At 69.0% G+C, this 24,384-nt stretch carries 26 protein-coding genes; 17 read left to right on the top strand and 9 right to left on the bottom strand.

What is annotated here, in order from left to right; translation table 11 throughout:
- Positions 1-9 precede the first annotated feature (9 nt).
- From ACZ7KI_RS41180 to ACZ7KI_RS41165, 4 genes are all read left to right on the top strand, one after another.
- Positions 10-219 carry a bacteriophage holin gene (locus tag ACZ7KI_RS41180; protein WP_470278429.1) on the top strand — a complete coding sequence of 70 codons (210 nt, stop codon included), beginning with the start codon at positions 10-12 and terminating at the stop codon, positions 217-219.
- Positions 220-256: 37 nt separating this feature from the next.
- On the top strand, positions 257-592 hold the full coding sequence (tatA, locus tag ACZ7KI_RS41175) for a Sec-independent protein translocase subunit TatA (RefSeq protein WP_409491400.1): 336 nt from the start codon (positions 257-259) through the stop codon (positions 590-592).
- A gap of 110 nt (positions 593-702) precedes the next feature.
- A complete protein-coding gene (tatC, locus tag ACZ7KI_RS41170; RefSeq protein WP_470278428.1) occupies positions 703-1,674 on the top strand; it encodes a twin-arginine translocase subunit TatC in 972 nt (323 codons plus the stop codon).
- A gap of 8 nt (positions 1,675-1,682) precedes the next feature.
- On the top strand, positions 1,683-2,558 hold the full coding sequence (locus tag ACZ7KI_RS41165) for a diacylglycerol/lipid kinase family protein (RefSeq protein WP_470278427.1): 876 nt from the start codon (positions 1,683-1,685) through the stop codon (positions 2,556-2,558).
- 288 nt (positions 2,559-2,846) lie between these two features.
- On the opposite strand, the gene ACZ7KI_RS41160 is transcribed toward ACZ7KI_RS41165, so the two are convergent.
- On the bottom strand, positions 2,847-3,452 hold the full coding sequence (locus ACZ7KI_RS41160) for a hypothetical protein (RefSeq protein ID WP_470278426.1): 606 nt from the start codon (positions 3,450-3,452) through the stop codon (positions 2,847-2,849).
- Positions 3,453-3,564: 112 nt separating this feature from the next.
- Between ACZ7KI_RS41160 and ACZ7KI_RS41155 the strand changes: the two genes are divergently transcribed.
- The 5 genes from ACZ7KI_RS41155 (at position 3,565) to ACZ7KI_RS41135 (ending at position 10,285) form a co-directional block, all read left to right on the top strand.
- Entirely contained in the window at positions 3,565-6,342 is a 2,778-nt protein-coding gene (locus tag ACZ7KI_RS41155) for a DEAD/DEAH box helicase (protein ID WP_470278425.1), read from the top strand.
- A gap of 178 nt (positions 6,343-6,520) precedes the next feature.
- A complete protein-coding gene (locus ACZ7KI_RS41150; RefSeq protein WP_470278424.1) occupies positions 6,521-7,333 on the top strand; it encodes a DUF4333 domain-containing protein in 813 nt (270 codons plus the stop codon).
- A gap of 41 nt (positions 7,334-7,374) precedes the next feature.
- The gene (locus tag ACZ7KI_RS41145; RefSeq protein ID WP_470278423.1) at positions 7,375-8,574 is read left to right on the top strand and encodes a GNAT family N-acetyltransferase; all 1,200 of its coding nucleotides are present in this window, start codon (positions 7,375-7,377) and stop codon (positions 8,572-8,574) included.
- A 35-nt stretch (positions 8,575-8,609) separates the two neighbouring features.
- On the top strand, positions 8,610-9,020 hold the full coding sequence (locus tag ACZ7KI_RS41140; RefSeq protein WP_470278422.1) for a DUF4333 domain-containing protein: 411 nt from the start codon (positions 8,610-8,612) through the stop codon (positions 9,018-9,020).
- Between the two features lie 44 nt (positions 9,021-9,064).
- Positions 9,065-10,285, top strand: coding sequence for a GNAT family N-acetyltransferase (locus ACZ7KI_RS41135; protein WP_470278421.1), 1,221 nt, complete (start codon positions 9,065-9,067; stop codon positions 10,283-10,285).
- On the opposite strand, the gene ACZ7KI_RS41130 is transcribed toward ACZ7KI_RS41135, so the two are convergent.
- The 3 genes from ACZ7KI_RS41130 to ACZ7KI_RS41120 form a co-directional block, all read right to left on the bottom strand.
- Positions 10,282-11,250: a pirin family protein gene (locus ACZ7KI_RS41130; RefSeq protein ID WP_470278420.1), complete on the bottom strand. Its 969-nt coding sequence runs from the start codon at positions 11,248-11,250 to the stop codon at positions 10,282-10,284. The genes ACZ7KI_RS41135 and ACZ7KI_RS41130 overlap by 4 nt on opposite strands.
- A complete protein-coding gene (locus ACZ7KI_RS41125; RefSeq protein ID WP_470278419.1) occupies positions 11,247-12,191 on the bottom strand; it encodes a 5'-3' exonuclease in 945 nt (314 codons plus the stop codon). Before ACZ7KI_RS41125 ends, ACZ7KI_RS41130 begins: the two co-directional genes overlap by 4 nt.
- A 76-nt stretch (positions 12,192-12,267) precedes the next feature.
- Positions 12,268-12,804, bottom strand: a complete 537-nt coding sequence (locus tag ACZ7KI_RS41120; RefSeq protein WP_470278418.1) for an NADPH-dependent FMN reductase — start codon at positions 12,802-12,804, stop codon at positions 12,268-12,270.
- A 119-nt stretch (positions 12,805-12,923) separates the two neighbouring features.
- On the opposite strand from ACZ7KI_RS41120, the gene ACZ7KI_RS41115 reads away from it, so the two are divergent.
- Genes ACZ7KI_RS41115 through ACZ7KI_RS41090 form a run of 6 tightly spaced genes read left to right on the top strand, consistent with a single transcriptional unit; the run spans position 12,924 to position 16,920 of the window.
- Positions 12,924-13,502 carry an ArsR/SmtB family transcription factor gene (locus ACZ7KI_RS41115; RefSeq protein ID WP_470278417.1) on the top strand — a complete coding sequence of 193 codons (579 nt, stop codon included), beginning with the start codon at positions 12,924-12,926 and terminating at the stop codon, positions 13,500-13,502.
- Positions 13,499-14,749 carry an MFS transporter gene (locus ACZ7KI_RS41110; protein ID WP_470278416.1) on the top strand — a complete coding sequence of 417 codons (1,251 nt, stop codon included), beginning with the start codon at positions 13,499-13,501 and terminating at the stop codon, positions 14,747-14,749. Before ACZ7KI_RS41115 ends, ACZ7KI_RS41110 begins: the two co-directional genes overlap by 4 nt.
- 10 nt (positions 14,750-14,759) lie before the next feature.
- Complete coding sequence (locus ACZ7KI_RS41105; RefSeq protein ID WP_470278415.1) at positions 14,760-15,902, top strand: M24 family metallopeptidase; 1,143 nt, start codon at positions 14,760-14,762, stop codon at positions 15,900-15,902.
- On the top strand, positions 15,899-16,351 hold the full coding sequence (locus ACZ7KI_RS41100; RefSeq protein ID WP_470278414.1) for an Lrp/AsnC family transcriptional regulator: 453 nt from the start codon (positions 15,899-15,901) through the stop codon (positions 16,349-16,351). Before ACZ7KI_RS41105 ends, ACZ7KI_RS41100 begins: the two co-directional genes overlap by 4 nt.
- A 55-nt stretch (positions 16,352-16,406) precedes the next feature.
- Positions 16,407-16,634: a hypothetical protein gene (locus ACZ7KI_RS41095; RefSeq protein ID WP_007035425.1), complete on the top strand. Its 228-nt coding sequence runs from the start codon at positions 16,407-16,409 to the stop codon at positions 16,632-16,634.
- Positions 16,621-16,920: a hypothetical protein gene (locus ACZ7KI_RS41090; protein ID WP_005150941.1), complete on the top strand. Its 300-nt coding sequence runs from the start codon at positions 16,621-16,623 to the stop codon at positions 16,918-16,920. The genes ACZ7KI_RS41095 and ACZ7KI_RS41090 overlap by 14 nt, the downstream gene beginning before the upstream one ends.
- Here ACZ7KI_RS41090 and ACZ7KI_RS41085 read toward each other — a convergent pair.
- Positions 16,917-17,990, bottom strand: a complete 1,074-nt coding sequence (locus ACZ7KI_RS41085) for a GDSL-type esterase/lipase family protein (RefSeq protein WP_470278413.1) — start codon at positions 17,988-17,990, stop codon at positions 16,917-16,919. The two genes, ACZ7KI_RS41090 and ACZ7KI_RS41085, sit on opposite strands and share 4 nt — an antisense overlap.
- 70 nt (positions 17,991-18,060) lie before the next feature.
- On the bottom strand, positions 18,061-18,963 hold the full coding sequence (locus ACZ7KI_RS41080) for a LysR family transcriptional regulator (RefSeq protein WP_470278412.1): 903 nt from the start codon (positions 18,961-18,963) through the stop codon (positions 18,061-18,063).
- A 123-nt stretch (positions 18,964-19,086) separates the two neighbouring features.
- Here ACZ7KI_RS41080 and ACZ7KI_RS41075 point away from each other — a divergent pair, with 123 nt between their 5' ends.
- Positions 19,087-19,926 carry an oxidoreductase gene (locus tag ACZ7KI_RS41075; protein WP_470278411.1) on the top strand — a complete coding sequence of 280 codons (840 nt, stop codon included), beginning with the start codon at positions 19,087-19,089 and terminating at the stop codon, positions 19,924-19,926.
- Here ACZ7KI_RS41075 and ACZ7KI_RS41070 read toward each other — a convergent pair.
- Positions 19,913-21,499 (bottom strand): FAD-dependent oxidoreductase, encoded by a 1,587-nt coding sequence (locus ACZ7KI_RS41070; RefSeq protein WP_470278410.1) that lies wholly within the window; start codon positions 21,497-21,499, stop codon positions 19,913-19,915. The two genes, ACZ7KI_RS41075 and ACZ7KI_RS41070, sit on opposite strands and share 14 nt — an antisense overlap.
- Positions 21,500-21,566: 67 nt before the next feature.
- Between ACZ7KI_RS41070 and ACZ7KI_RS41065 the strand changes: the two genes are divergently transcribed.
- Positions 21,567-22,172: a TetR/AcrR family transcriptional regulator gene (locus ACZ7KI_RS41065; RefSeq protein ID WP_470278409.1), complete on the top strand. Its 606-nt coding sequence runs from the start codon at positions 21,567-21,569 to the stop codon at positions 22,170-22,172.
- A 13-nt stretch (positions 22,173-22,185) separates the two neighbouring features.
- On the opposite strand, the gene ACZ7KI_RS41060 is transcribed toward ACZ7KI_RS41065, so the two are convergent.
- Entirely contained in the window at positions 22,186-22,812 is a 627-nt protein-coding gene (locus ACZ7KI_RS41060; RefSeq protein ID WP_470278408.1) for a maleylpyruvate isomerase family mycothiol-dependent enzyme, read from the bottom strand.
- A 16-nt stretch (positions 22,813-22,828) separates the two neighbouring features.
- On the bottom strand, positions 22,829-23,344 hold the full coding sequence (locus ACZ7KI_RS41055) for a hypothetical protein (RefSeq protein WP_470278407.1): 516 nt from the start codon (positions 23,342-23,344) through the stop codon (positions 22,829-22,831).
- Positions 23,345-24,384 lie beyond the last annotated feature (1,040 nt).

The following is a 24,384-nucleotide window of genomic DNA, read 5'->3' as shown; positions in this document are numbered from 1 at the left end:
GGTGACGCCGTGTCGTACCTGCCGAGCATCGTGCTCGCCGTCGCCGGGCTGATCGCCCTCTTTGTTCTGCTGATCAAATTACGCGGAGTCTTGCGCGTGCTCACCCATACGATGAGCATGGTGGCTACGAACACCCGAAAACGGACAGGGCTCCTTCGCGCCCGATCGGCCGCGCTCCGCGTGGCGATCGCGCAACGACGTGGGCTCGAAGACCGGTAACATCACACTCAGAGACTCGAGAAGGAGGCCGCAAACGATGAACGCGCTGCAGCCGTGGCACATCATCATCCTGGTGCTCGTCGTTGTTCTGCTGTTCGGCGCCAAGAGGCTTCCGGACGCCGCGCGGTCCATCGGCAAGTCCATGAAGATCTTCAAGGCCGAGACCAAGGACATGGCCGGGGACAAGGACAAGGCCGCCGAGACCGAAGAGGTCGAGACCAAGCAGCTGCCGCAGGCCACCACGCCCGCGCCCGCCGCCTCGGCCGCGCAGGACAAGCAGGTCGCCGACCTCCAGCGTCAGCTCGACGAGCTCAAGAAGCAGCAGGCCGCCACGCCCGCTCCGGCCGAGCAGGCGCAGAAGAACGCCAGCTGAGCGGTCTTTTGGCAAGCAGCTTCTAGCCAGCCAAGCGGAGCCTGTTCGCGGATGAGCGCGTCGTAGCCACGGCGCGCTCATGGTGGACCCTGACGAGAACGGACTGTTCAGTGGCGGATTCCGCCTCGGGTGAGGAGCGCCGCGGGTCGACGCGGCGCAAGCGCAGCCGTCGGAAGAACCCCGACGGCACGATGACGCTCATCGAGCACATCTACGAGTTCCGGCGTCGGCTGGGCTTCGCGCTGCTCGCCATCGTGGCCGGCGGGATCATCGGTTTCATCTGGTTCCAGACCAGGGTGGGCCCGATTCCGTCGCTGGGCGACATCATGACCGGCCCCTACTGCGGCATCCCGTGGGAGCGCAGGCTCGGAGCCAAGCCGGACGGCCATTGTCAGCTGCTCCAGACGGTGCCGTTCGAAGCCTTCATGATCCAGCTGAAGGTCGGTCTCGCCGCGGGCGCGGTGCTGCTGGCCCCGCTGTGGCTCTACCAGATCTGGGCGTTCATCGCGCCCGGTCTCTACTCGAAGGAGCGCAAGTACGCGCTCACCTTCGTCTTCTTCGCTTCGATCCTCTTCGCCTTCGGCGCGGTGCTGGCGTACCTGCTGATCCCGCACGCTCTCGAACTGCTGATGAACTTCGGTGGCGACCAGTTCATCACCGCCCTCACCGGTGACAAGTACATCTCGTTCATCCTGTCGTTGCTGCTGATCTTCGGCGTCAGTTTCGAACTCCCGTTGTTCGTGGTGATGCTGAACCGCGTCGGCGTCCTGAAGTACCAGATGCTGAAGAAGTGGCGCCGCGGCCTGATCATGGTCGTGTTCGTCTTCGCCGCCTTCGCCACGCCCGGCTCCGACCCGTTCTCGATGATCGCCCTCGCGGGTGCGCTGGTGGTGCTCCTGGAGCTCTCCATCCAGATCGCGCGCTTCCACGATCGCAAGCTCGACAAGGAACGCGGCACCGAGGGCTGGGACCAGCTCGCCGACGACGAAGCCGCGCCGTTCGACTACACGCCGAGCAAGATCGACGAGGAGCCGTCCGCCGCCACGAACGGCAAGCGCACCAGCACCGACGACGTCACCTGATCGCGGGCATGCACGCGGCACTGGCCGTCCACCCCGCCTCCGGCAACGGCGCGGCGGGACGGCTGATGGAGTCGGTCGCGGCGCGGCTACGGCCCGCCGTCGACCGGCTCGACGTCCTCGTCGCCAACACCGTCGAGGAATCCCGTGCGCTGATGACCGACTCGCGTGCGGCGGGACTGGACGTTCTCGTCGTCCTCGGCGGTGATGGCGCGGCCCATGAGGGTGTGCAGTTCTGCGCCGAATCCGGCGTCGCACTCGGTGTCGTCCCCGCGGGCACCGGCAACGACTTCGCCAGGGCACTCGGCATTCCGGAGAATCCGCACGCCGCCGCCGATCTCGTCGCCAGGCGGATCGCGGAGGGGAAGCGGCGGCGGATCGACCTCGGCCGGACCGGTGGCGAATGGTTCGCCACCGTTCTCTGCTCCGGGTTCGACGCGCTGGTCACCGAGCGCGCCAACCGGCTGACCTGGCCTCGGGGTCCACGCCGCTACGACCTCGCCATCCTGGCCGAACTGGCGGCCTTCCGCACCTGGCCGGTCGTGCTCCGCACCGACGTCGAAACGATCGAAGTCGACGCCACCATGATCGCCGTCGGCAACACCCCGTTCTACGGCGGCGGGATGCCGATCTGCCCGGGAGCGGACCCCGAAGACGGCCTCTTCGACGTCACGGTCGTCGGGAAGGCCACCAGGCGCGACCTGCTCCGCATGCTGCCCGGCGTCCGCAAGGGCGAGCACCTCGCGCATCCGGCGGTCCGGACTCTGAAAGCCAGCGAGATCCACCTCGCCGGCAGCGACCTGCCCGTCTACGCCGACGGCGAGCCGCTGGGCGGGCTGCCGATCGACATCACGTGTGTCCCCGGCGCGCTCACCGTCCTCGACTGACTCCGAGGGCGGGAAGCCTCGGTGGACCCGGCGGGATCGGGCTCACACAAGGAGCCTCACCCGGCTCTTGACTGTCCACAAGGGACACTGTTCGAAACAAGGGTGCCCGATTTGGGTGACTTGCACGGTTTTGCGAGCGGGTCGTGAGTGAATTGTGTCGTTCTATAATAACCCTCATTAGCACTCACGACCTCACGCAGAAACGCACATAACGGCATCACTCGGACACTCAATCGTCGACTGGTGTCCCTTGTGGACACGGCCTTCACCACCCCCGCCGCCTTCGGCCTACCTCTCAAGCAAGTTCCTGGCATCGCGACTGACTCCGGCGTAGCCGCCCGCACGCCACACTTCGGCCCGGAACATCGCGGCCGACATCAACTCGCCACGCGGGAAGAACACCCCTCCGCAGCGGTGGCAGAACCACGCCTGCCGCCAACAGGCCAGCGCGGCGGGGATACCCCGGCGGATCCGCGCGTTCCGCCGGAGCCGAAGCACGAACAGCACCGCGAACAACGCCACCAGCGCGAACGCCCCGAACGGGAAGATCCACGCGCCGATCAGCTGGCCGGCCCGGGCACCGGCGGTCGGAGCGGGGTTCTCGGCGAGCACGTCCGTGGCGAACGAGACGAACACGAACGCGGGGATCAGCATGAGCAGCGCCAGCGTCAGGAAGCAGCCGCCGCCGCGGACCACCGGATACGGGTTGAGCGCCGCCGCGGTCGCGGTCACCGACACGCCGCGGTGGGAGGTCGCCGTGTAGACCACGCCGTCACCGGCCGGGACGGCCGTCACCGACCCTTGCACCCGGTAGGTGGTCTGCCCGCTCTGGAACACCGCCGGCACGCTCTGCACCTGGTCGACCTGCGCGCACTGCGGGCAAGCGAGCTCCATGGAGTCCCCTCTCGATCGGATAGCCGCCCCTTGGATGCCGGTGGCGTGGCCACCGTTCCCGTGATCGTCACACCGAGTGCGAACTGTCGGTGGGGTATGGAACCCTGACGAAGTGGTCAACAGCCCTTCTCAGACCCCGGCCGAGGCGTACGCAGCCTCCCAGCGCCGCGCTCAATACCCCCAGCTGACCCGGTTCGCCGCGGAGTCGGCGTTCGAGTTCGACGATTTCCAGGTCCGCGGGTGCGAGGCGCTCGAAGGCGGTCACGGCGTGCTCGTCTGCGCGCCCACCGGCGCCGGGAAAACCGTGGTCGGCGAGTTCGCGGTGCATCTCGCCCTCGCCGAGGGGCGCAAATGCTTCTACACGACGCCGATCAAGGCGTTGTCGAACCAGAAGTACGCCGACCTCGTCGGCCGGTACGGCGCCGACGCCGTCGGTCTGCTCACCGGTGACACCTCGATCAACGGCAACGCGCAGGTCGTGGTGATGACCACCGAGGTACTGCGCAACATGCTCTACGCCGGGTCGTCGACCATCGGCGAGCTCGCCTACGTGGTGATGGACGAGGTGCACTACCTCGCCGACCGGTTCCGCGGCGCGGTCTGGGAAGAGGTCATCCTCCATCTGCCCGAGCACGTCCGGGTCGTCGGCCTGTCGGCCACGGTGAGCAACGCCGAGGAGTTCGGCGAATGGCTCGTCGAGGTCCGCGGCGACACCACCGTCGTGGTCGACGAGCACCGGCCGGTGCCGCTGTGGCAGCACATGCTGGTCGGCAACCGGCTGCTGGATCTGTTCGCCGGACAGGAGGAGAACGCGCCCGGCACCGAACTGCGGATCAACCCCAGCCTGCTTCGCCGCACCGAGGAGATCGGCGGACGGTTCGCCCCGGCCGGGCTGCGCGGGCCGAGGGGACGGCGAGGGGCGCCGTCGCGGATGCCGAGGTACCGGCCGCCGTCCCGCACCGACACGGTCGAGCGATTGGACAACGCCGGTCTGCTGCCGGCCATCGTGTTCATCTTCTCCCGCGCGGGCTGTGACGCCGCCGTCGGCCAGTGTGTCCGCTCCGGTCTGCGGCTGAACGGCCCCGAAGAGGTCGAGAAGGTCCGTCGCATCGTCGCCGAGCGCACCAAGGACCTGCCCGAAGGCGACCTTGGCGTCCTCGGCTTCTGGGAATGGCGTGAGGCGCTCGAACGCGGTATCGCCGGGCACCACGCCGGGCTGCTTCCGGCGTTCAAGGAGACCGTCGAGGAACTGTTCGTCCAGGGGCTGGTGAAGGTCGTGTTCGCCACCGAGACGCTCGCGCTCGGCATCAACATGCCCGCGCGCACCGTGGTCCTCGAACGGCTGGTGAAGTACAACGGCGAAGCGCACGTCGACCTGACACCGGGGGAGTACACACAGCTCACCGGGCGGGCCGGGCGCCGTGGGATCGACGTCGAAGGGCATGCCGTCGTCGCCTGGCAGCCGGGCATCGACCCGAAACAGGTCGGCGGTCTCGCCTCGACCCGGACATACCCGCTGCGGTCGTCGTTCCGGCCCGGCTACAACATGGCGGTGAACCTGGTCGCGCAGGTCGGCGCCGAGGCGGCCCGTGACCTGCTGGAGCAGTCGTTCGCGCAGTTCCAGGCCGACCGGTCGGTGGTCGGCCTCGCGCGGCGGATCGAGCGGAACAAGGAGGCCCTGCGCGGCTACACCGCCGCCATCACCGGGGACTTCGACGACATGCTCGAGTACGTCGAGCTGCGCGCGAAGATCTCGGCGCGGGAGAAGGCGCTCTCGCGGCAGAACACCTCCGCGCGGCGGGCGGGCACCGCCGAGTCGCTGGAGAAACTCCGCAAGGGAGACGTCATCGCCGTGCCCGCGGGCAGGCGCGCGGGGCTCGCGGTCGTCGTCGACCCGGGGCTCGACCCGATCCGCGAACCGCGTCCCGTCGTGGTCACCGAGGACCGCTGGTCCGGCCCGCTCTCGGTCTCCGACTTCCCGTCACCCGTCGAGGCACTGGGGAACATCAAGCTGCCGAAGCACATCGAGCTGCGGTCCCCGAAGACCCGTCGCGACATCGCTTCGAGTCTCCGCAACGCGGGAATCTCGTTGCCCGGCAGGCAAAAGCGTCGCGCCGGGGCCAACGAGGACGGCGAGCTGGCCGCGCTGCGGCGCGCGCTGCGGGCACATCCTTGCCACGGTCTGGCCGAACGCGAGGCGAATCTGCGCTGGGTCGAGCGGTATCAGCGTCTCTCGGCGGAGACCGAGCAACTGGAACGCAAGGTCGCCGCGACCACGCACTCGCTCGCCCGCGCCTTCGACCGCATCCTGCGGCTGCTCGGCGAGCGCGGCTACCTCGGCCCCGAATCCAAGGGCGACGGCGAGGACCGCGTGACCGAACACGGCAAACGGCTCACCCGCCTCTACAGCGAATCCGACCTGCTCGCCGCCGAATGCATCCGGCACGACGTCTGGAAGGGCCTGGCGCCCGCCGAACTCGCGGCCGTCGTCTCGACGCTGGTCTTCGAGGCGCGCCGCGACATCGCGGGCGAGCCGCGGCTGCCCGCCGGCAAGGTCGTCGACGCCTGGCAGGCGACCACACGGCTGTGGATGGAGCTCACCGAGGACGAGCGACGGCACAAGCTGGACCGCACTCGCGAACCGGACGCCGGCTTCGCCTGGCCCATCTACCGCTGGGCACGCGGTGAATCGCTGGAGAAGGTCCTCACCGCCGCCGAGGCGAACGGCCAGGAGCTGTCCGCCGGCGACTTCGTTCGCTGGTCACGGCAGGTCATCGACCTGCTGGACCAGATCCGCGACGTCCTCGGGCGGGCCGATCCGGTCGGGGCGGCCGCCTCGGACGCGGTGAAGGCCCTGCGACGCGGTGTCGTCGCGGCAGGCGGGGCGTAACCGACGGGGCGTTGGGCTGACCGGCGGATTCGATGCCGCCACCGGGGTGGGTACGGTCGCGTCGAGTTGTCCCGACACCACCCCGGAACAGTGGGCAGGGGCGCCGACCTGTGGTTGGATCGCCCACGACGGCCTTGTATCTCGGCCGTGGACAATGGCGGAAAAGCGGAGGCGAACGATGAGCACGCCGTATGGCGGCAACGACCCGCAGCAGCAGCCCCCATGGGGGCAGCAGCCGGGCTACGGGCAACAGCCGGGCGGCACTCAACCGCCGAGCGGCCCGCAGCAGCAACCCCCGCAGCAGGAACCCCCGCAGCAGGAACCACAGTGGGGTCAGCAGCCGCAGTACGACCCGTCGCAGACGCAGCAGCAACAGCCCCAGTGGGGCCAGCAGCCCGCGCCCTACGACCCGTCCCCGCAGCAGCCGGGATATCCGCAGAGCGGCCCGCAGCAGCAGCCGGGCTACGACCCCTCCCAGCAGCACCAGCAGCCGCAATGGGGCCAGCAGCCGGGTTACCCGCAGAGCGGACCCCAGCAGCAGCCCGGCTACCCGCAGAGCGGCCCGCAGCAACAGCCGCAGTACGGGCAGCCGCAGCAGCAGGGCCAGTACGAGTACGGTCAGGGCCAGTTCCAGGGCACCCCGGGCGAGGCGCAGGACAAGCCGAAGTCCAAGAAGGGCCTGTTCATCGGGATCGGCGCGCTCGTGGTGATCATCGCCGCGGTCGGCGTCCTCGGCTTCGTCACGCCGGGCTGGTTCAACACCCAGGTCTTCAACAACACGCAGATGCAGACCGACGTGCAGAAGCTGCTCACCGAGACCTACCAGATCCCGAACGTCAGCGCGGTTTCCTGCCCCTCGGGCAAGGAGGTCAAGGACGGCGAGAAATTCGCCTGCACCGCCACGATCGACGGCAAGCCGCAGGAGGTGCCGATCACCGTGAAGGGTGACACCGGCAACTACGAGGTGTCGCCGCCCGCCGTCACGAAGTAAACGGCGGGCGCCCGGTTCGGTCGATCCTGCATGATCGTTCCATGAGCGACTTCTCAGTGCGGCTGATCCGGTCGGAAGAGGACCGGGCCGCGGCGGATGTGTTCAGGCGGGCCTTGCATGTCAAGGAGATGACCGACGAGGAATGGTCGGGCATCTCCTCGTCGATGCAGCCGGATCGCGGTTTCGGGGCGTTCGACCCGGAACTGATCGGCACCGCCCGGTCCTTCGACACGGAAATCACCCTGCCAGGCGGCGGCACCACGCCGCTCGCCGCGGTCAGCCTCGTCGGCGTCCGGGCCGACCGCACCCGGCGCGGTGTGCTGACGGCGTTGATGCGCGCCCAGTTCGAGGATTTCGCCGCCCGTGGCTACCCCGCCGCGATGCTGCACGCGTCCGAAGGCGCCATCTACGGCCGGTTCGGGTACGGCATCGCCGCGCGAGGCAAGTCGATCGAGGTCGACAGGCACCGTGCCCGGCTCCGCCCCGAGATACCGGCGGGCGGGCAGATCACCTTGCTGGATCTGGAAAGCACCATCGAGCAGTGGCCGTCGCTGTTCGACGCGCTCCCGCGGACCCGGCCCGGCATGATCGCACGGAGCCCGTACCTGTGGCCGGGTTACGAGCGCGAAGTGCGCAGGGCGACAACCCCCACGGCGACAGCGGTGCATCGTGGCCCGGACGGTATCGACGGATACGTCACCTATCACGTCGAACGGGCCCATTTCGGTGCCCCGGCGCTGCTGAAGATCCAGTCGTTCCACTACGCGAGCCCTGACGCGTTCGCCGGTCTGTGGCGGCACCTGCTCTCCGTGGACCTCGTCGATCGCATCACCGCCGACAAACGGCCGCTCGACGAACCGGTCGAATTACTGTTCACCGACCCGCGGCACGCGGCCGTGCAGAAGATCCAGGACGAGGGCTGGCTCCGCCTCGTCGACGTCCCCGCGATGCTCGACGCCCGCACCTACCTTGGTGGCCCGCTCGTCATCGAAGTCACCGATCCCTTCCTGGAACACAATTCCGGCCGCTACCGGCTGTCCGATGAGGGCGCCGAGCGCACCGCCGACCCGGCCGATCTCGAACTGCACGCCGACACCCTGTCGATGCTGTACCTGGGCGGCTGGCGCGCGTCGGAGCTCGCGATCGCCGGACGCGTCCGCGCTACCGGCGAGGCCGCGCTCGAACGGGCGGACCTGCTGTTCAGTACGCGAGTGAACCCCTGGTGCGGTACCTTCTTCTGACGTTGGAAGATCACGTTCGGTGGGGGTGGAGAAGCTTGAGCGGGCGAGCCGTCGCGACGGTCGTTCTGTGTGGTGCCGCTTTCGCGGTGCTGGCGGCGTGTTCGGACACCCCGGTGCCCGCGCCCTCGACGAAGACCGTCACGGTCCCGCCGGCGACGAGTTCCTCGTCGAGCGCACAGGTCACCGGCGGCACGTCGGGCGGTTCGCCCTCCTCCGGCACCGCGAGCCGGGTCTTCGATCCGAGGACCATGCAGGCGGACGTGCGGAAGATCCTCACCGAGACCTATCAAGTGCGCGACGTCGGCGAAGTGCTCTGCCCGTCCAACCAGACCGTCAAGGACGGCAGCACGTTCAGCTGCACGGTTCAGGTCGGCGGCGAGGGCAAGACCGTCTCGATCACCGTCACCGGCGACGACGGCCGCTACGAAGTCGGCGCGCCCGGCTGAAAACCGGTTGGGTTCGCCATGGCGGGACGGCAGGATCTCGTGGCATGAGCGAATTCCACGTACGCGCCGTGGCCGAAGGTGAACAGCGGGCCTGTCTCGAACTGCTCGTAGATACCCTGCACGGCAAGCCGGTCTCGGACGAAGTCTGGGCCGAGATGGCCGCGAGCTGGCCCGCGACAGGGAAGTTCGCCGCTTTCGACGACCACGGCACCCTGGTGGGGATCGCCAGTTCCTTCGACACCGAGCTGACTGTCCCAGGTGGACGGAAGCTCGCCACCGCGGCCGTCGACGGCGTCGGCGTCCGCGCGGACTGGACCCGCCGTGGCGTCCTCACCTCGATGATGGCCGCGCAGCTGGAGGACATCGCCGCGCGGGGTGTCCCGCTGGCCGCGTTGCACGCGTCGGAAGGCGTGATCTACGGCCGCTTCGGCTACGGCGCGGCCACCTATGGGAAAGGTGTCGTCGTCGAACGCCCCCGAGCCCGGCTTCGTGACGGCGTGGGGAGCGACGGCGTCGTCAAGTTCGTCACACCGGCCGAGGCGGTCGAACGCGTTCCGGCGCTGTACCGGCGCTTCGCGGGCGACCGGCCAGGCTTCCTCGCCCGTCCGGACATGTGGTGGCCCGGCTTCTTCGACCGGCTCGTCACCGGGAACGACGGCTATCGCGTCGCGGTCCACAGTGGACCCGACGGCGACGATGGTTTCGTGGTCTACCAGAGCGTCGACGTGCGCGACCGTCAGACACCGGAGCGTGGCGCGCTGCTGCAGATCCGTGAACTCCACGCCGCGACACCGTGGGCCTTGGCGGGACTGTGGCGCTTCCTGCTGTCGGTCGACCTGGTGTCGGCGGTCGAAGGCCGTGGGCGTCCGATGGACGAGCCGGTCGCCGAACTGCTCACCGATCCGCGAGCGGTCAACACCACCGAGGTCATCGACGACCTGTGGGTGCGGCTCATCGACGTGCCCGCCGCACTTGAGGCGCGCACGTACGGCCCGGCCGGACCCGTCGTGCTTGACGTGCTCGACAGGCAGCTTCCGGACAACAACGGTCGCTACGTCGCCGGCCAGAGCGGCGTGCACCGCACCACCGCCGATGCGGACCTGCGGCTGGACGTCGACACCTTGGCGTCGCTGTACCTTGGCCACGGCCTGTTCAGCGACCAGGTCCTCGCCGGCCGTGTCGAGGTGCTGAACGAGGCGGCGGTCGTCCGCGCCGACACGCTGTTCCACACCACGCGGGCGCCGTGGTGTGGAACGTTCTTTTAAGCCGGGTTGCGACGGGGTTTGATCCGTACCTGCGGCAACGTGGGTGCGGGCAGCCACGCCGTGGTGCCCTGGTAGCCCTCCACCCGGCCGAACCGGTCCGACTGGGCTTGCCACGCCTCGCGGTACTCGGCGATCTCCTCGTGGCTCCGGCCCACGAAGTTCCACCACATGACCAGTTCCTCGGTGAACGGGGTCCCGCCGAGGAGCAGCACTCTGGCCGGTTCGGCGCCCGGGTTGGCCAGCGCCAGCCGTTCGGCTCCGGGCGCGAGGTAGGCGAGTTCTCCGGTGTCCAGCGCCGTCCCGGCGACGGTGACGGAGCCGATATCCTGCAGGACGCCGTGTTCGTGAGCCGGGTCGACGTCGAGGGGCAAGGCCGCCCCCGGCTCCACCGTGAGTTCGGCGCCCAGCAGGGGAGTGAACGACGGAACCGGTGAGGTGACCCCGGCGAGGCTGCCGAGGAAGACCCGTGCGGTGGCACCGGGAAGCCGGAGCACCGGCGGGGCGTAGTGCCGAAAATCCGGTGCGGTGTCGCGATGTTCGTCAGGCAGTGCGAGCCACAACTGGACACCGTGCAGCGTCGCCGTGTCCGGAGTGGACACTTCCGAATGCGCGATGCCGTGTCCGCCGGTCATCAGGTTGAGCTCGCCTGGCCGGACCATGGCGCGGGTTCCGATGCTGTCGCGGTGCTCGATCTCGCCGCTGAACAGCCAGCTCGCGGTCTGCAGGCCGGTGTGCGGATGCGGCGCGACGTCCATTCCGCCCGACTCGGACACGTTCTGCGGTCCGTAGTGGTCGGCGAAACACCAGGCGCCGATCAGGGACCGTTGCCGTTGCGGAAGCGTCCGGCGGACGCGGATCGCGCGCGGCCCGCCGAGCGGGACCTCACGCGGGGTCAGCACGACGACGCCGTCACCGGGCCGGTCCCGGCACAGCAGTTCGGCCGGGTCGGCCTCGGTGTTGCTCACGACTTGGGGAGCGCGGCCAGCAGACGCTCCACCGAACGGCCGAGATTCCAGCGTTCCGCCAGTTCCGCGACCTTGTCCGGATCGGCGGGCTCGGACGGCACGACGTCCGGCCGGGACTGCTCGATCGGTGCGTCCGCCGCGACCCGGACCACGGTCGGCGCGACCGCGAGATAGTCGGCGGCGTCGGTCAGCCGCAGTCGCGTCTTGAGCGGCACCCGGGAGTCGCCGGCATTCGACGCGTCCAAGAGCTCCTGCAGTGAACCGAACTGCGTGATCAGCTTCGCCGCGGTCTTCTCCCCGATCCCGGCCACCCCGGGCAGCCCGTCGGACGGATCGCCCCGCAGCGCGGCCATGTCCGCGTACGCGGCGCCGGCGTGCTCCACCGGGACGCCGTATTTCTCGGCGATCTCGGCCGGGCCGAGGATCTCGGCCTTGTTCCAGCCCTTGCCGACGTAGATGACCACCGTGGGCGTCGGCTCGTGGCGCACCAGCTGGAACAGGTCGCGGTCCCCGGTGATGACCTCGACCGGCGACTTCTTCTCGTGGGTCGCGAGCGCGCCGATGACGTCGTCCGCTTCGTACCCGGCCGCTTCGGCGGTCGCGATCCCGAAGGCCTCGAGGAGTTCCAGGATGATCGGCACCTGCGGGGTGAGCGTGTCCGGCACCTCTTCGACGTCGCCGCCCTCCGGCACCTCTTCGGCCACGCGGTGCGCCTTGTAGGTGGGCAACAGGTCGGTGCGGAACTTCGGCCGCCAGTCCGCGTCCAGGCACGCCACGAGCCGGGCGGGACGCCGGTCGGTGAGGATCCGGGCGACGGTGTCGGTGAACCCGCGCACGGCGTTGACCGGCGTCCCGTCCGGGGCGGTCATCGACTCGGGCAGGGCGTAGAACGAGCGGAAGTAGAGGCTCGCGGAATCGAGGAGGGCGAGAGGTCCGGTCACCCGGACAGCCTGCCACGTTCCGCCGCGGATGTCCGTGAAGGACCCGGCCCCCAGCCGAGTCCTTCACGGGAACCGGTCAGGCGGCGTAGGGCCGCACCCGGCGCGCGTCGCGCAGGGCGTTGGCCCACCAGCCCAGCTGGTTCAGCAGCGTGGCGGCCGCGAGGTCGACGTCTTCGGCGGCGTGGGGTTCGCCGTCGGGCCCGAAGCAGTTCCAGGCATAGGGGAAGCTCACGGTCTCGCGGATCGTGGCGGCGTGCAGTTCGGCGAAGACGGGACGCAGGTGCTCGACCGCGCGCAGACCGCCGGAGATCCCGCCGTAGGACACGAAAGCGACCGGCTTCCCGTGCCATTCGGGGCCGGTGGCGTCGAGGGCGGTCTTGAATGGGCCGGGGTAGCTGTGGTTGTACTCGGGGACGATCACCACGACGGCGTCGGCGGCGGCGACGCCGGGGGAGAGGCCGTCGGGGGTTTCGGCCAAATCGATGACGGACAGGTTGACGTCCTCGCGCTGTTTCGCGCGGTCGAGGAACCAGTTCGCGACTACGGGGCCGAAGCGGCCCTCGCGGACGCTGCTGATCACGACGGCGAGCTGGTAAGGCGTGTTCGTTGTCATGCCACTGACCGTAAAACCTGAACTTAAGTTGAGGTCAAACTCCAGAACAGCTTGATTTCGGGGAAGCTGATCGCAGAGAACTCTTTGCAGAGAGTCCTTTGCGGTTATAAGGTCACAGCATGGGGAAGAGCGAGCGGTATCTCGCCCGGATCGACGGACGTCTCCTGCGGGCGCTGGCGCATCCGCTGCGGGTGCGGATCCTGGAATTGCTGCGGGAGGACGGTCCGGCGACCGCGTCCGGGCTGGCGAAACGGGTCGGGGAAAGTTCCGGGACCACGAGCTGGCATCTGCGTCAGCTGGCCGAATCCGGGCTGATCGCCGAGGACAGCGAACGCGGCAGCAGACGCGACAGATGGTGGAAGGCCGTGCACGAGGGGGATCAAATGCAGGCCAAGGACTTCATCGACGATCCCGACCTCGCCGGCCCGTTCAACGCCTACGCGCACACGATGGTCGAACGGCGCTACGCCGCCGAAGCGCAGTTCGTCGCCGAGGTGCGGGACTGGGCCGACGAGTGGATCGACAAGGTCAGCTTCCACGACTCGCCGCTCCCGCTCACCCCCGACGAGGCCGCCGCGTTGAGTGACGAGATCCTCGAGGTGATCGGCCGCTATCGCCGTCCGGAGAAGGACGGCGACACCCAGGTCCGCGTGCACTGGGCGGCCTTCCCGAGGAAGTCCCGGCCGGAGACGCCATGAGCCGGATGCCACTGGGGGCCCTGGTCGTGGCTTCGGGGATCTCCTCGGCCGGGGTGATGATGACGTTGCTCGCGATTCCCTGGTTCGTACTGCAAAGCACGGGCAGTGGTACCAAGACCGGCCTCGTGACCGCGGCTGAAGTGCTGGGCCTGATGGTCGCCGCGATGCTGGGTGGGCCGGTCGTGGACAGGGTCGGCACCCGCCGGGCCAGCGTCGGCGCGGACCTTCTGACCACCGTCACCGTGCTCCTGATCCCGCTCGCGATGGGCACGACGGGGCTCAGTCTGCCGGGACTGATCGCGTTGTCGTTCGTGATGGGCGTTTCCCGCGGTCCCGCGGACACGGCCAAACAGGTGCTCCTCCCCGGTGTCGCCGACCTCGGCGGTGTCCGCGTGAGCCGGGCGGCCAGCGCCGTCGAAGCGGCGATGAGAACCGGCCGGATGGCGGGCGGGCCCGCCGCCGGCGCGCTGATCGCGCTGATCGGGCCGATGCCGGTGCTGTTCGTCGACGCGGGCGCGCTCCTGCTGTCCGCGGTGGTGGTATTCGCCTTGATCCCGGTCGCGGCCGGGCCGCCGAGGCCGCCGTCGGGCGGTTACTTCAAGCAACTGCGCGAAGGACTGGGGTACGTCAAACGCGACGCGGTACTGCGTGCGGTGGTCGGCATGCTGATGCTCACCAACAGCCTCGACTTCGGACTGCTCGGCGTCCTGTACCCGGCGTACGGCGACCAGGTCCTGCACAGCACCGCGCTCATCGGCGCGATGATCACCGCGGTCGCGGCGGGCGCGCTGCTCGGTTCGGCGATCTACGGCTGGGTGGGGCACCGGTTCTCCCGGCGGACGGCGATCCTCGTCGCCGTCGCGATCGAAGGCGCGCCGCGCTTCGCGTTGCTCGCGCTGGAACCCGCGCCGGCCGTGCTGCTCGCCGGACTCGTGGTCGCCGGGATCGGAGCAGGCGCATTGAATCCGATCGTGCTCCCGGCGGTCTACGAACGGGTCCCGGAAGCCGTCCGCGGCAGGGTGCTCAGCCTTCTCGTCGGCGGGGTGCTGGCGGCGATGCCACTCGGTTCGATGGCGGCCGGGTTGCTGCTGGACGGGATCGGGCTCGTCGGCGCGCTCGCCGTGTTCGGTGGCCTGTACTTGATCGCCGGCACCTTCCCGGCGATCTTCCGGGTCTGGCGCGGGCTGGACGATCCCGCCCCGATCGAGCGCGACCGGCTGGTGAGCCAAGAGGCCCGGACCGACTAGGCTCGCCACCATGTCGCGCCGTTCCCTGCACAACCCAGCCCCCGACGCCGCCAGCCTCCGCGCCCGCCTCGACCGGGCCCGCGCCGCCGCGGCCGCCGCCGACACCGACGCCCTGCTGATCGCACCCGGCTCGGACCTGCGCTACCTCATCGGGCAGGCGGGTGGCTCGTTCGAGCGGCTGACCACGCTGGTGATCCCGGCCGACGGTGTTCCGGCGCTGGTGCTGCCGAAGCTGGAAGCGCCTGGCTACGCCGACGTCCCCGCCGACGAGCTCGGCATCGAGGTCGTCACCTGGGTCGATGGGGACAACGCCTACGAACTGGTCGCCGACCGGCTCGGCAAGCCGGGCCGGGTCGCGGTCAGCGACTTCACCCCGGCCCTGCACGTGCTCGCCTTCCGCGGCGCGCTCGGCGACGCCGAGCAGACGCTGGCCGGGCCGATCGTGCGCGAACTGCGGATGCGCAAGGACGCGACCGAGATCCAGGCGCTGCGCGACGCGGGCGCGGCCATCGACCGGGTCCACGCCCGCGTCCACGAGTGGCTGCGGCCGGGCCGCACCGAGGCCGAGGTCGGCGCGGACATCACCGCCGCGATCGTCGAAGAGGGCCATACGCACGCGGACTTCGTGATCGTCGGCTCCGGCCCGAACGGCGCCAGCCCCCACCACGATGTCTCCGAGCGCGTCATCGAGCGCGGCGACGTCGTCGTGGTCGACATCGGCGGCCCGATCGCCGAGGGCTACAACTCCGACTCCACCCGCACCTACGCGGTCGGTGAGCCGCGCGACGCCGACGTCGCCGAGACCTACGCGGTCCTGCAGCGGGCCCAGCGCGCCGCGGTCGAGGCCGTCCGCCCCGGCGTCACCGCCGAGCAGATCGACGCCGCCGCGCGCGACATCATCGCCGACGCGGGCTTCGGCGAGTACTTCATCCACCGCACCGGCCACGGCATCGGCCTCGACGTGCACGAAGAGCCCTACATCATCAAGGGCAACACACTGCCGCTCGAGCCGGGCATGGCCTTCAGCGTCGAGCCGGGCATCTACCAGCCGGGCCGCTGGGGCGCCCGCATCGAGGACATCGTCGTGGTCACCGAGGACGGTGTCGAGCCGGTCAACCAGCGTCCGCACGACCTGATCGTGCTCGACGCATGACCGGTTCCCTGGAGCCGCTGGACCAGGCCATCGTGGGAGAACTGGCGGCGGACGGCAGGCGTAGTTTCACCGATCTCGCCGAGCGGGTCGGGCTGTCGGTGTCGGCGGTGCACCAGCGGGTGCGGCGGCTGGAGCAGCGCGGGGTGATCCTCGGGTACACCGCGCGCCTCGACGGCGAGCAGATCGGCCTCCCGCTCACCGCGCTGATCTCCTTGACGCCGAACGATCCCGCCGCCCCGGACGACTATCCGCAGCGTCTCGAGCACATCAAGGAGATCGAGTCCTGCTACTCGGTCGCCGGCGACGAGTCGTACATCCTCCTGGTCCGGGTGGCCTCACCGCTCGGCCTGGAAGATCTGCTCCGGCGCATCCGCGAGGCCGCCAAGGTCTCCACGCGGACGACGGTGGTGCTTTCGACGCCGTTCGAAGGGCGCTCGCCGACCCTCTGAGGCCGGTCTTCCCGATAAATGGGTGGGCTTGCGCGGCGCTGGTACGATAAAAGGTATGGCAACACGTAAGGTCACACTCTCACTCGACAGTGGTGCGCTCGAGTTCGCCGAGCGGGCCGCCAAGGCACACGGGATCTCGGTCTCGTCGTGGTTGTCCAAGGCGGCCCGAAGGGAAGCCGTCCGCACCGGATACACCCCGCAGCGCGCTCCGGTCGAACCGTCCGCCGAATCGGACGAGGCCGAGCTGACCGCCGCGGAGAAGGATCTGCGTGCACAGGGGTGAAGTCTGGACGTACCACCCCCCGACCGAACCGGCACGGCAGCGCACCGTCGTACTGCTGTCCTCGGACGGGGTGAACGAATCCGAGCGGCCCTGGCTGCTCGGCACCGAACTGCTGGACCGTGATCCACAGGACATCCTCGGTGTCGCCGTCGACGCGCGATATTGGGTTTCCACGCTGAACCTCACGCGCCTGTACCGGCCGTGGTTCGACGAGAAGATCGCGGAGATCGACCAAGAGGTCCAGGAGCGCATCGACATCGCGTTGCGCGCCGCGTTGGACCTCTAGCGGGCGATGACCTCGGGCGCGGCGTGCAGTTTGCCGTCGGGCCCGGAGAGGCATGAGGCGTTGCCGCCGCGGGCGGCGAGGAACTCGTTGAGGCAGTTCGCGACCTGAGCGTGCCCGTTCGCGTTGGGGTGGAACGACTCCTGCAACGCGTGGCTCGCACGGTCCACCTGGCCGAGGTCGCGCAGTTGCAACGTCAGCCTGCTGAACCACTCGTTCGCCGGGTCGCTGCTGCACGCCTCACGGCCCGCGCCCGCCCGCGAAAGGTCGAGGAACCGCGCGCTGGTCGCCCTCGACGCCTGCTTGAGCCCGTCCGCCAGGACGGAGACGCCGTCGCGGCGCATCCATTCCAGATCCTCGGTGCGGAACGGGCAGCCGTTGAGGCTGCGGAGCGCTTCCGGGATCTGCGGGCCGACCGGCGAGGCGTAGGACATCAGTACGAGCTGGTAGTCCGCCGGGATGTAACCGGCCTGCGCCAGCACCTTCTTGACGTCGGCGACGGCGTTGGTCACCTTCGGCACCATGGCGTCCACTTTGGACTTCCAGGTGGTGCGGAGTGCTTCACTGCACGGCGGATTCTGCGGCGAGAACCATGCCTTGAAGCATTCGTTGACCTGAGCGGAGAACTTCGGCTCGTCGTTCGCGCCGATCGCGATCACCACCGCGGCGACCCGATGATCCTTGATCAGGTTCGCGAGCTGCTGGGCCTGTGACGGTTCGGTCCACTGCTTGGCCTCGCCGAGCGCGACCTGCTCGGAAGGCGCTCCGGAACAGCCGAGGTTCACGCGCGCGGTGATGTCGGGGATCTTGATCTGCTCGACGAAGGCGTTGGGGGAGCGGTGGCACCAGTTGCCGCCCTGTCCGTTGGTAGTGGGCGTGTAGTCGCCCGCGCCTTCCCCGGACACGGTGCTGTCGCCGATGGAGACGACCGTCAGCGGCCCCGTCCCCGGCGGGCCTTGGCGGGGGGACGGCTGCCCCGGCCTGCTTTCCGACCCGGAGAACGCAAAGAAACCGACGAGGACCACCACGAACGTGAGCGCGAGAGCACCCCACCACCACCGGAAACGTCGCATCGTCACCGAAGTCTACGGATACCCGGCCCGAACAGGTGATCAAGCCGGGTGTGACGGTGGCTATGCCGGGTCAGCCCGCCTCCGTCAGATCCGTTCCCGCCGCCAGTTTCGACACGATGTCGAGCACGCCGGGCAAGGCAGGCTTGTCGTTGCCGGGAGACCACGCCACCACCGTGCGGGCGGTGTCGCCCGCCAGCGGCACGAACACCACACCGCTCCGGCGGAGGCTGTGTGACGACCGCGCCAGCCTGGTCACGCCGACGCCCGCGGCGACCAGACCGAGCAGCCCCTGGACGGTCGCGGCCCGCTGCACCACCCTCGGGGTGAACCCGGCCGCCTCGAATTCGCTGTCGTAGCGGCGATGCCACGGCTCCCACGAACCGCGGGGCGTGAGCACCCACGGCTCGTCCGCCAGGTCCGCGAGCTTCAACTCGCGGGAGCCCGCCAGCCGATGCCCCTCCGGCAGGACCGCGCAGACCTCCTCGGTGATCAACGTGCGGGTCTCGAAGCCGTCGATCAGCGGTGGCCGGGTGAAGATCAGGTCGTAGCGGCCCCGGTTCAGCCCGTCGACGAGCGCCGCGATCTGGGTGTCGTCCGTGGTGAGGGACAGGTCGGGGAGCCGGTCACGGACCGCGCGTACCACCGGCGGGAGGAGATAGTTCGCCGTGGTGGTCAGGAAACCGAGGTGGAGCGTGCCGATTTCGCCGCGTACCGCGCGGTCCAGTACCGACAGCGCTTCGTCGTTGCGCGCCAGCACCGCGCGGGCCTCGGGAAGGAACAGCGATCCGACTTCGGTGAGCCGGGTGCCGCGGCTGTCGCGATGCAGGAGGTCCGCGCCGAGGATCCGCTCCAGGACGGTGATCTGCTGGGAAAGCGACTGCTGGGCGATATGCAGGCGGCGGGCCGCGCTGGTGAAGCTCGCTTCCTCGGCGACTGCGACGAAGTACCGCAACTGCCGCAACTCAGGGGTCACAGGCTCAGACTGTAGCCGCACCAGGAAGCCGGTGTTGGCGAGGCGAACGCGAGCTTCGCACCATGGAGGACGGAAGCTCCACTGACGTCTTTGGGGCATGGACGAATACGAAGGAAGATCTGGATGACACAGGAAACCGAGGGCCGTGTCTGGCTGATCACCGGTTGCTCGGCCGGGTTCGGCAGGCACCTCGTCCTGGCCGCCCTCGACGCGGGTGACCGCGTGATGGCCACCGCGCGACGCCCGGAAACCCTGTCCGAACTGGAAGAACTCGGACAGGGCCGGGTGCGCACGGCCGCGCTCGACGTCACCGACCCCGCGCAGATCGAGGCTGCGGTGAGCGCCACCCTGGCCGCGTTCGGCCGGATCGACGTCCTGGTGAACAACGCCGGGCACGGATCCGTCGGCGCGGTCGAAGAACTGACGATGACCGAGCTGCGCTCGTTGATGGACGTGATGTTCTTCGGCGCTGTCGAGGTCACGAAAGCCGTGCTTCCGCATCTGCGTGCGCAGGGCAGCGGCGCCATCGTGCAGATGAGTTCGATGGGTGGCCAGCAGAGCCCGCCCGGGTTCGGTGCCTACTGCTCGGCGAAGTTCGCGCTGGAGGCGATGTCGGAGTCCTTGGCCGCCGAGGTCGCGCCGTTCGGAGTCAAGGTGCTCATCGTGGAACCCGGCGCTTTCCGGACCGAGTTCGGCGGCGCCCGGCTGCAGCGGTCGCGGGTGATCGAGGCCTACCGCGAATCGACCGGCGCGATCCGGGATTTCGTCGAGGGGATGGACGGCTCACAGCCCGGCGACCCGGCGAAGGCCGCCGCCGCGATCGTGAAGGTGCTCGAAAGCGACAACCCGCCGCTGCGGCTCGCGCTCGGCGACGACGCTGTCGACGGGCTGCGGGCCACGCATGAAGCGAAGGCGGCGGAGTTGGCGGCTTGGGAGGACGTGAGCCGGTCTACGGCGTTCTGAGAGAGTCCGCCCAGCGCTGGATCGCGGTGTCGAGCAACTTCCGCGCGCTGTCGTCGGAGGCTTCTTCCGTGTCGGCCCAGGCGATGATCCCGTCCGGGCGCACGAAGAGGCTCGGTAGTGAGGCAGGGTCCGCCGTATACGCGACCCTGTCCTCCACACCGCGGATCGCTTCGGCGTACCGGCCGTCGGGCGAGCGGTCGACGAGGATGAAGCGGCCATCGTGAGCGTGGTCGGCGAGCCTGGTCCCGGACTGCAGTTCGACGTCTCCGGCGATCGAACCGACCGGGGCGGCGGCGTCCTCGGCGACGTCGTAATGCTGGAGGATCCCGGAGGAGAGCGCGATCATGTGATCGGTCGTACCGGGCACGGTGAGCAGGTCGTCGCCGACGACCTTCCGCAGCTGCGCGGTGCGCTCGTCACCGCGCATGAGCGCCACCTGCGCCCGCGTCCAGTCCAGGACCCACGCCCCGATGGGATGCCGTTCGGTCTCGTAGCTGTCGAGCAGTCCCGGCGGCGCCCAGCCGTTGAGGGTCGCGGCGAGTTTCCAGCCGAGGTTCACAGCGTCACCGAGGCCGAGGTTGAGGCCCTGCGCGCTGAACGGCGAGTGCACGTGTGCCGCGTCGCCAGCGAGGAAAACCCTGCCCTGACGGTAATTTCGTGCCTGACGCGCGTTGTCCGACCACCGCGTCGCCCGTCCGCGCAAACCCGTGATCGTCACCGGGATCCCGGTGACCTCCCGTACGGCGCTCTGCAGCTCTTCGAGGGTGACGGGAACGTTCTTGTCCTCGGGCTGAGGTGCGAAGCGGGCGACGAGGATGCGGCCGGGAACCGGTCCGTAGGTGTAGATGCCACGGGGTGTCCAGTTCCACCCGCGCCGCAGCTCGCTCGGGTCGTCGAACTCCGCGATGGCCTGATAGCCCACCATTTCCGGCTCGGTACCCACGAAGTCGACGCCGAGCCGCTTGCGGATGACACTCCGCCCGCCGTCGGCCGCGACGACCCATCCGGCGGTGAAGTCGCCCGCGCTGGTCTCGACGATCACGTCGGCGTCGTCGCCGAGGTTCGCGCCGGTGCTCCGCAGTCCCCGCACCTCGACACCGCGGCGGATTTCGACGCCCAGCCGGGCGCAGTGTTCACCGAGCAGCAGTTCGAGATCGTGCTGGGGAACCACGATCCCGTTGGCGACCGCGGTGTGCGCGGCCAGCACCGGACCGTTCTGGTCGACCAGCTCGGGCCGGAACATGATCCCCGCGAAGTGCCCGAGCACTGGGAACCGGCGTGAAGTCAGCCTTGCCCCTTCCTCCAGCTCGCGCACCGTCCGGTTCGAGCGGCCTGCGGTGAAGGCGCCGGCCGCCGCCATGAGACGGCGCTGCACCTTCTCCGCGGCGGGCAGCAGGCCGCGCCGGTCCAGGATCTCGGCACTGGCGACGTTGATCGAACCGGCTTTGATCGTCGGATCCGGCTCCTCGAGACGCTCCAGCACGCACACCCGCACCCCGCGCAAAGCCAGTTCGCTCGCGAGGAGCAGGCCGGTGGGCCCGGCTCCGGCCACGATCACATCGATCCGTCGCATGACTATCTCCAAGGTTTACTCGATAAGTTTACTTGGTAAGCTTAGCGAGTAAAGGTAAGGTTGTCATATGGCCAAACGGGATCGAGGCGGTTCGAAGACGCGGGCGCATATCGCCGAGGTCGCGACCGGATTGTTCGTGGAACGCGGCTTCGACGACGTCACTGTCGCCGAGATCGCCGCGGCTGCCGGCGTCTCGAAGGTGACCGTGTTCTCGCACTTCGACCGGAAAGAGGATCTCGCGCTGGACCGGCTCCCGGACGCGGTCAGCGTCGTGCGTGCGGCGGTCCGTGAGCGCACGGACGACGTCGGTGCCGTTGAAGCGCTTCGCAGAACGGCCCTCGCGCTCGCGGAGGAACAGCATCCGCTGTCCGGGTTGAGTGAGGGTGCCGAACCGCTCGCGCGCACGGTGGCCGGGTCCCGCGCGCTCAGCTCCCGGCTTCGCGAGTTCGAGCACGAGATCGACGCCGAGCTGGCCGACGAACTCGAAAACGACGTCCGGTTCACGGGCGACAGCGAGCTGGTCGCCGCGCTGGTCGTCGCCGCGTACCGGACGGTCGTCGTGGCGACGGTCCGGCGCCGCCTCGCCGGAGAGGACCTCGCGGATCTCGTCGCCGGACACCATCAGCGGCTTGACTCCGCTTTCCGCGCGCTTTCCGCAGCTCTCCCGCAGTGACTCGCCCTGGAGGTCAGATGTCCATCCTGGAGGTGAGGATCGCCGCGCCGGGTCCGGAGAGTTCGTCCAGGGCCGGGCGCCGTCCGGCGATGGCCATCACGAGTGGCTCGCCGTGACCGCGGACTTCCGGTCCGGACCCGGCAGACCAGCCGATGTCCGTCGCGACGAGCCGTAACCCGCGCGCCCGCTGAAAACCCTTGACCGGCGGGGCGAAGCGCGCGAACGCCAAGGCGTGGCGCAGCCGTTCGGGCGGCACCTCACGGGGCAGGCCCAGCGGACGCCGGATGTCCTGCTGGTGGATGAGCCCGTCGAGCAGCGCCACCCGGCCGCCGAAAGCGGTGGTCAAACCGCGCGGGTCGAGCCGCTCTTCGAGCCTTGCGATCAGCTCGTCGGGGGTCCGCTCGGTACTCTGTTCGATGCCGAGAGCGTTCATCCGCTTCAACCGCAGTCCGCCCCGAATGGCCTGGCCGAGCAGCCCGCGGAAGCCCAAGTGGTCGTAGTCGACCACATGCGTGACCACCTCCCGGACCGTCCATTCCGCACACAACGTCGGCTCGTTCCACTGCGCGGGCGTCAGCGTTCGCAGGAAGGCGGCGAAATCCGTCCGCTCGTCCCGTGCGAGTCGTGCGACCGCCTTCACCTGCCACCTCCGGGATTCATCTGCCGTCGAGCCACCCGCAAACGTAGTAGTTCGTGTCCTCGTTCCGCTCGACATACCAGGAATAGACGATGTCGCCCGCCAGTCTGCCGGTCCGCGCGTTCCGCTGAGTGACCTTGGCCTGCACGGTCACGAACTCCATTCCGTCCGGGACGGAGTACGGCAGCATCTCCCAACGCTCGACATAGTGCCCGTTCAGTTCGAAGCCGAGCAGCGTTTCGCGCAGACGCGGGCAGGTTCCGCTCCGCAACGCGGTCATGTCGTGGTTGGCCAGCCCGTTCATGTAGACCTGGAAAACCCGGTCGATCGCCGCGGGTTCGAGGCCCCGAGCGGACGACGAGGCCGGCGCCGTGGGTGTCACGGTCAGCGTTTGGGTCTCGACCGAGGGAGCGGTGGACGTTGTGGGTGTCGCGTCGGAACTCGGTGTCGGAAGCACGCCTCGGCATGCCGAGAGTGCCGTACCGAGGCCGATCAGGAGCACGCCCACCCGGACACGCGAAGTCAGAGGTCTCACGCCGCTGACGCTAAGCGGGCTTCATGAAATTCGGATGACGCGTGGGTGGGGGAGGCTTGCGTGACTCATCGTCGGTACGGGTGGTCGATTGGGGATGCGTAAGGCCCCGTATCCGGTGAGGAGGCGGGGCCTTTTGTGTTTACCCGGTCCCTAGAGAACGTAGTCGAGAAGGCCGTCGGTGGCGGTGATTTTTCCGATAGAGCCGAGGTATCCGACAGAGCCAAGTTCTCCTTCAGCGCTACCGAGAAGGTCGCCAACGGGATCGTTGGCGGCAGCAGGCGTGGCCGCGCTCGCGACTGGCGAGACCGCGACAAGCGCAGCGGCGGCAAGCGCTGTGGCGCCCGCCCTGACAGCGTGATCACGGCGCACGCCAGAGTGACTCACTTGCTTCACGGGCTGGATCACACCGGAGTGCCGATAAGGGCCGGTACTAACAGGATCGATTTTCACCGGTCACGGGCCTTCACGCGCAGCCGGTATGCCTGGTGAGGCTGGCGATGGCCGTCCGCGATGGGTGAGGGGAACCTTGAGGGACGCAGAGTCCCTCAAGGGTGACCCGCGTTTGTGTACCTGCGCCTGACCTGCACGAGGGTGGTGGTCGTCGCCCCGGTCTCGCACCTTGATCAACGGAAGATCCGGGATACTCAACGTCCCCGATCTTCCGTTGATCAAGCTCGTGCCGATCACGACCGGTGGGCCGGCGACCGAGCGGGGAAGATTCCGGACGTCCAACGGCCGGAATCCTCCCCACCCGACCGCACCGGCAACCCCGCACAAGCTCCGCAGCAGTGGGCAAACAAATACGAATCCCTCAAGGGGTCCTTCACAGCACGGCCGCTATCGGACTCACCCGCCGTAGGCACCGAAACATCCATGGCCAAAGCACGAATGGGGCTGCCCAGGGTTTGGTTGACACCTGATTTGTGAGGTTTCGGCCTTGCTTGGAAGGATGTCTTCGTGCCCAAGCCCTATCCTCGTGAGTTTCGTGACGACGTCGTCGCGGTCGCCCGTCAAGGCCAGGTCCCGTTGAAGCAGGTCGC

Source organism: Amycolatopsis sp. NPDC039088 (assembly GCF_055598845.1).
This window is presented reverse-complemented; position numbering and strand designations above follow the sequence as displayed.

Bases quoted from the DNA above. Each gene is read 5' to 3' on its own strand.
- tatA (WP_409491400.1), top strand. From the start codon at position 257: ATGAACGCGCTGCAGCCGTGGCACATCATCATCCTGGTGCTCGTCGTT.
- ACZ7KI_RS41165 (WP_470278427.1), top strand. From the start codon at position 1,683: ATGCACGCGGCACTGGCCGTCCACCCCGCCTCCGGCAACGGCGCGGCG.
- ACZ7KI_RS41160 (WP_470278426.1), bottom strand. From the start codon at position 3,452: ATGGAGCTCGCTTGCCCGCAGTGCGCGCAGGTCGACCAGGTGCAGAGC.
- ACZ7KI_RS41150 (WP_470278424.1), top strand. From the start codon at position 6,521: ATGAGCACGCCGTATGGCGGCAACGACCCGCAGCAGCAGCCCCCATGG.
- ACZ7KI_RS41145 (WP_470278423.1), top strand. From the start codon at position 7,375: ATGAGCGACTTCTCAGTGCGGCTGATCCGGTCGGAAGAGGACCGGGCC.
- ACZ7KI_RS41135 (WP_470278421.1), top strand. From the start codon at position 9,065: ATGAGCGAATTCCACGTACGCGCCGTGGCCGAAGGTGAACAGCGGGCC.
- ACZ7KI_RS41120 (WP_470278418.1), bottom strand. From the start codon at position 12,804: ATGACAACGAACACGCCTTACCAGCTCGCCGTCGTGATCAGCAGCGTC.
- ACZ7KI_RS41115 (WP_470278417.1), top strand. From the start codon at position 12,924: ATGGGGAAGAGCGAGCGGTATCTCGCCCGGATCGACGGACGTCTCCTG.
- ACZ7KI_RS41110 (WP_470278416.1), top strand. From the start codon at position 13,499: ATGAGCCGGATGCCACTGGGGGCCCTGGTCGTGGCTTCGGGGATCTCC.
- ACZ7KI_RS41105 (WP_470278415.1), top strand. From the start codon at position 14,760: ATGTCGCGCCGTTCCCTGCACAACCCAGCCCCCGACGCCGCCAGCCTC.
- ACZ7KI_RS41100 (WP_470278414.1), top strand. From the start codon at position 15,899: ATGACCGGTTCCCTGGAGCCGCTGGACCAGGCCATCGTGGGAGAACTG.
- ACZ7KI_RS41095 (WP_007035425.1), top strand. From the start codon at position 16,407: ATGGCAACACGTAAGGTCACACTCTCACTCGACAGTGGTGCGCTCGAG.
- ACZ7KI_RS41085 (WP_470278413.1), bottom strand. From the start codon at position 17,990: ATGCGACGTTTCCGGTGGTGGTGGGGTGCTCTCGCGCTCACGTTCGTG.
- ACZ7KI_RS41075 (WP_470278411.1), top strand. From the start codon at position 19,087: ATGACACAGGAAACCGAGGGCCGTGTCTGGCTGATCACCGGTTGCTCG.
- ACZ7KI_RS41070 (WP_470278410.1), bottom strand. From the start codon at position 21,499: ATGCGACGGATCGATGTGATCGTGGCCGGAGCCGGGCCCACCGGCCTG.
- ACZ7KI_RS41065 (WP_470278409.1), top strand. From the start codon at position 21,567: ATGGCCAAACGGGATCGAGGCGGTTCGAAGACGCGGGCGCATATCGCC.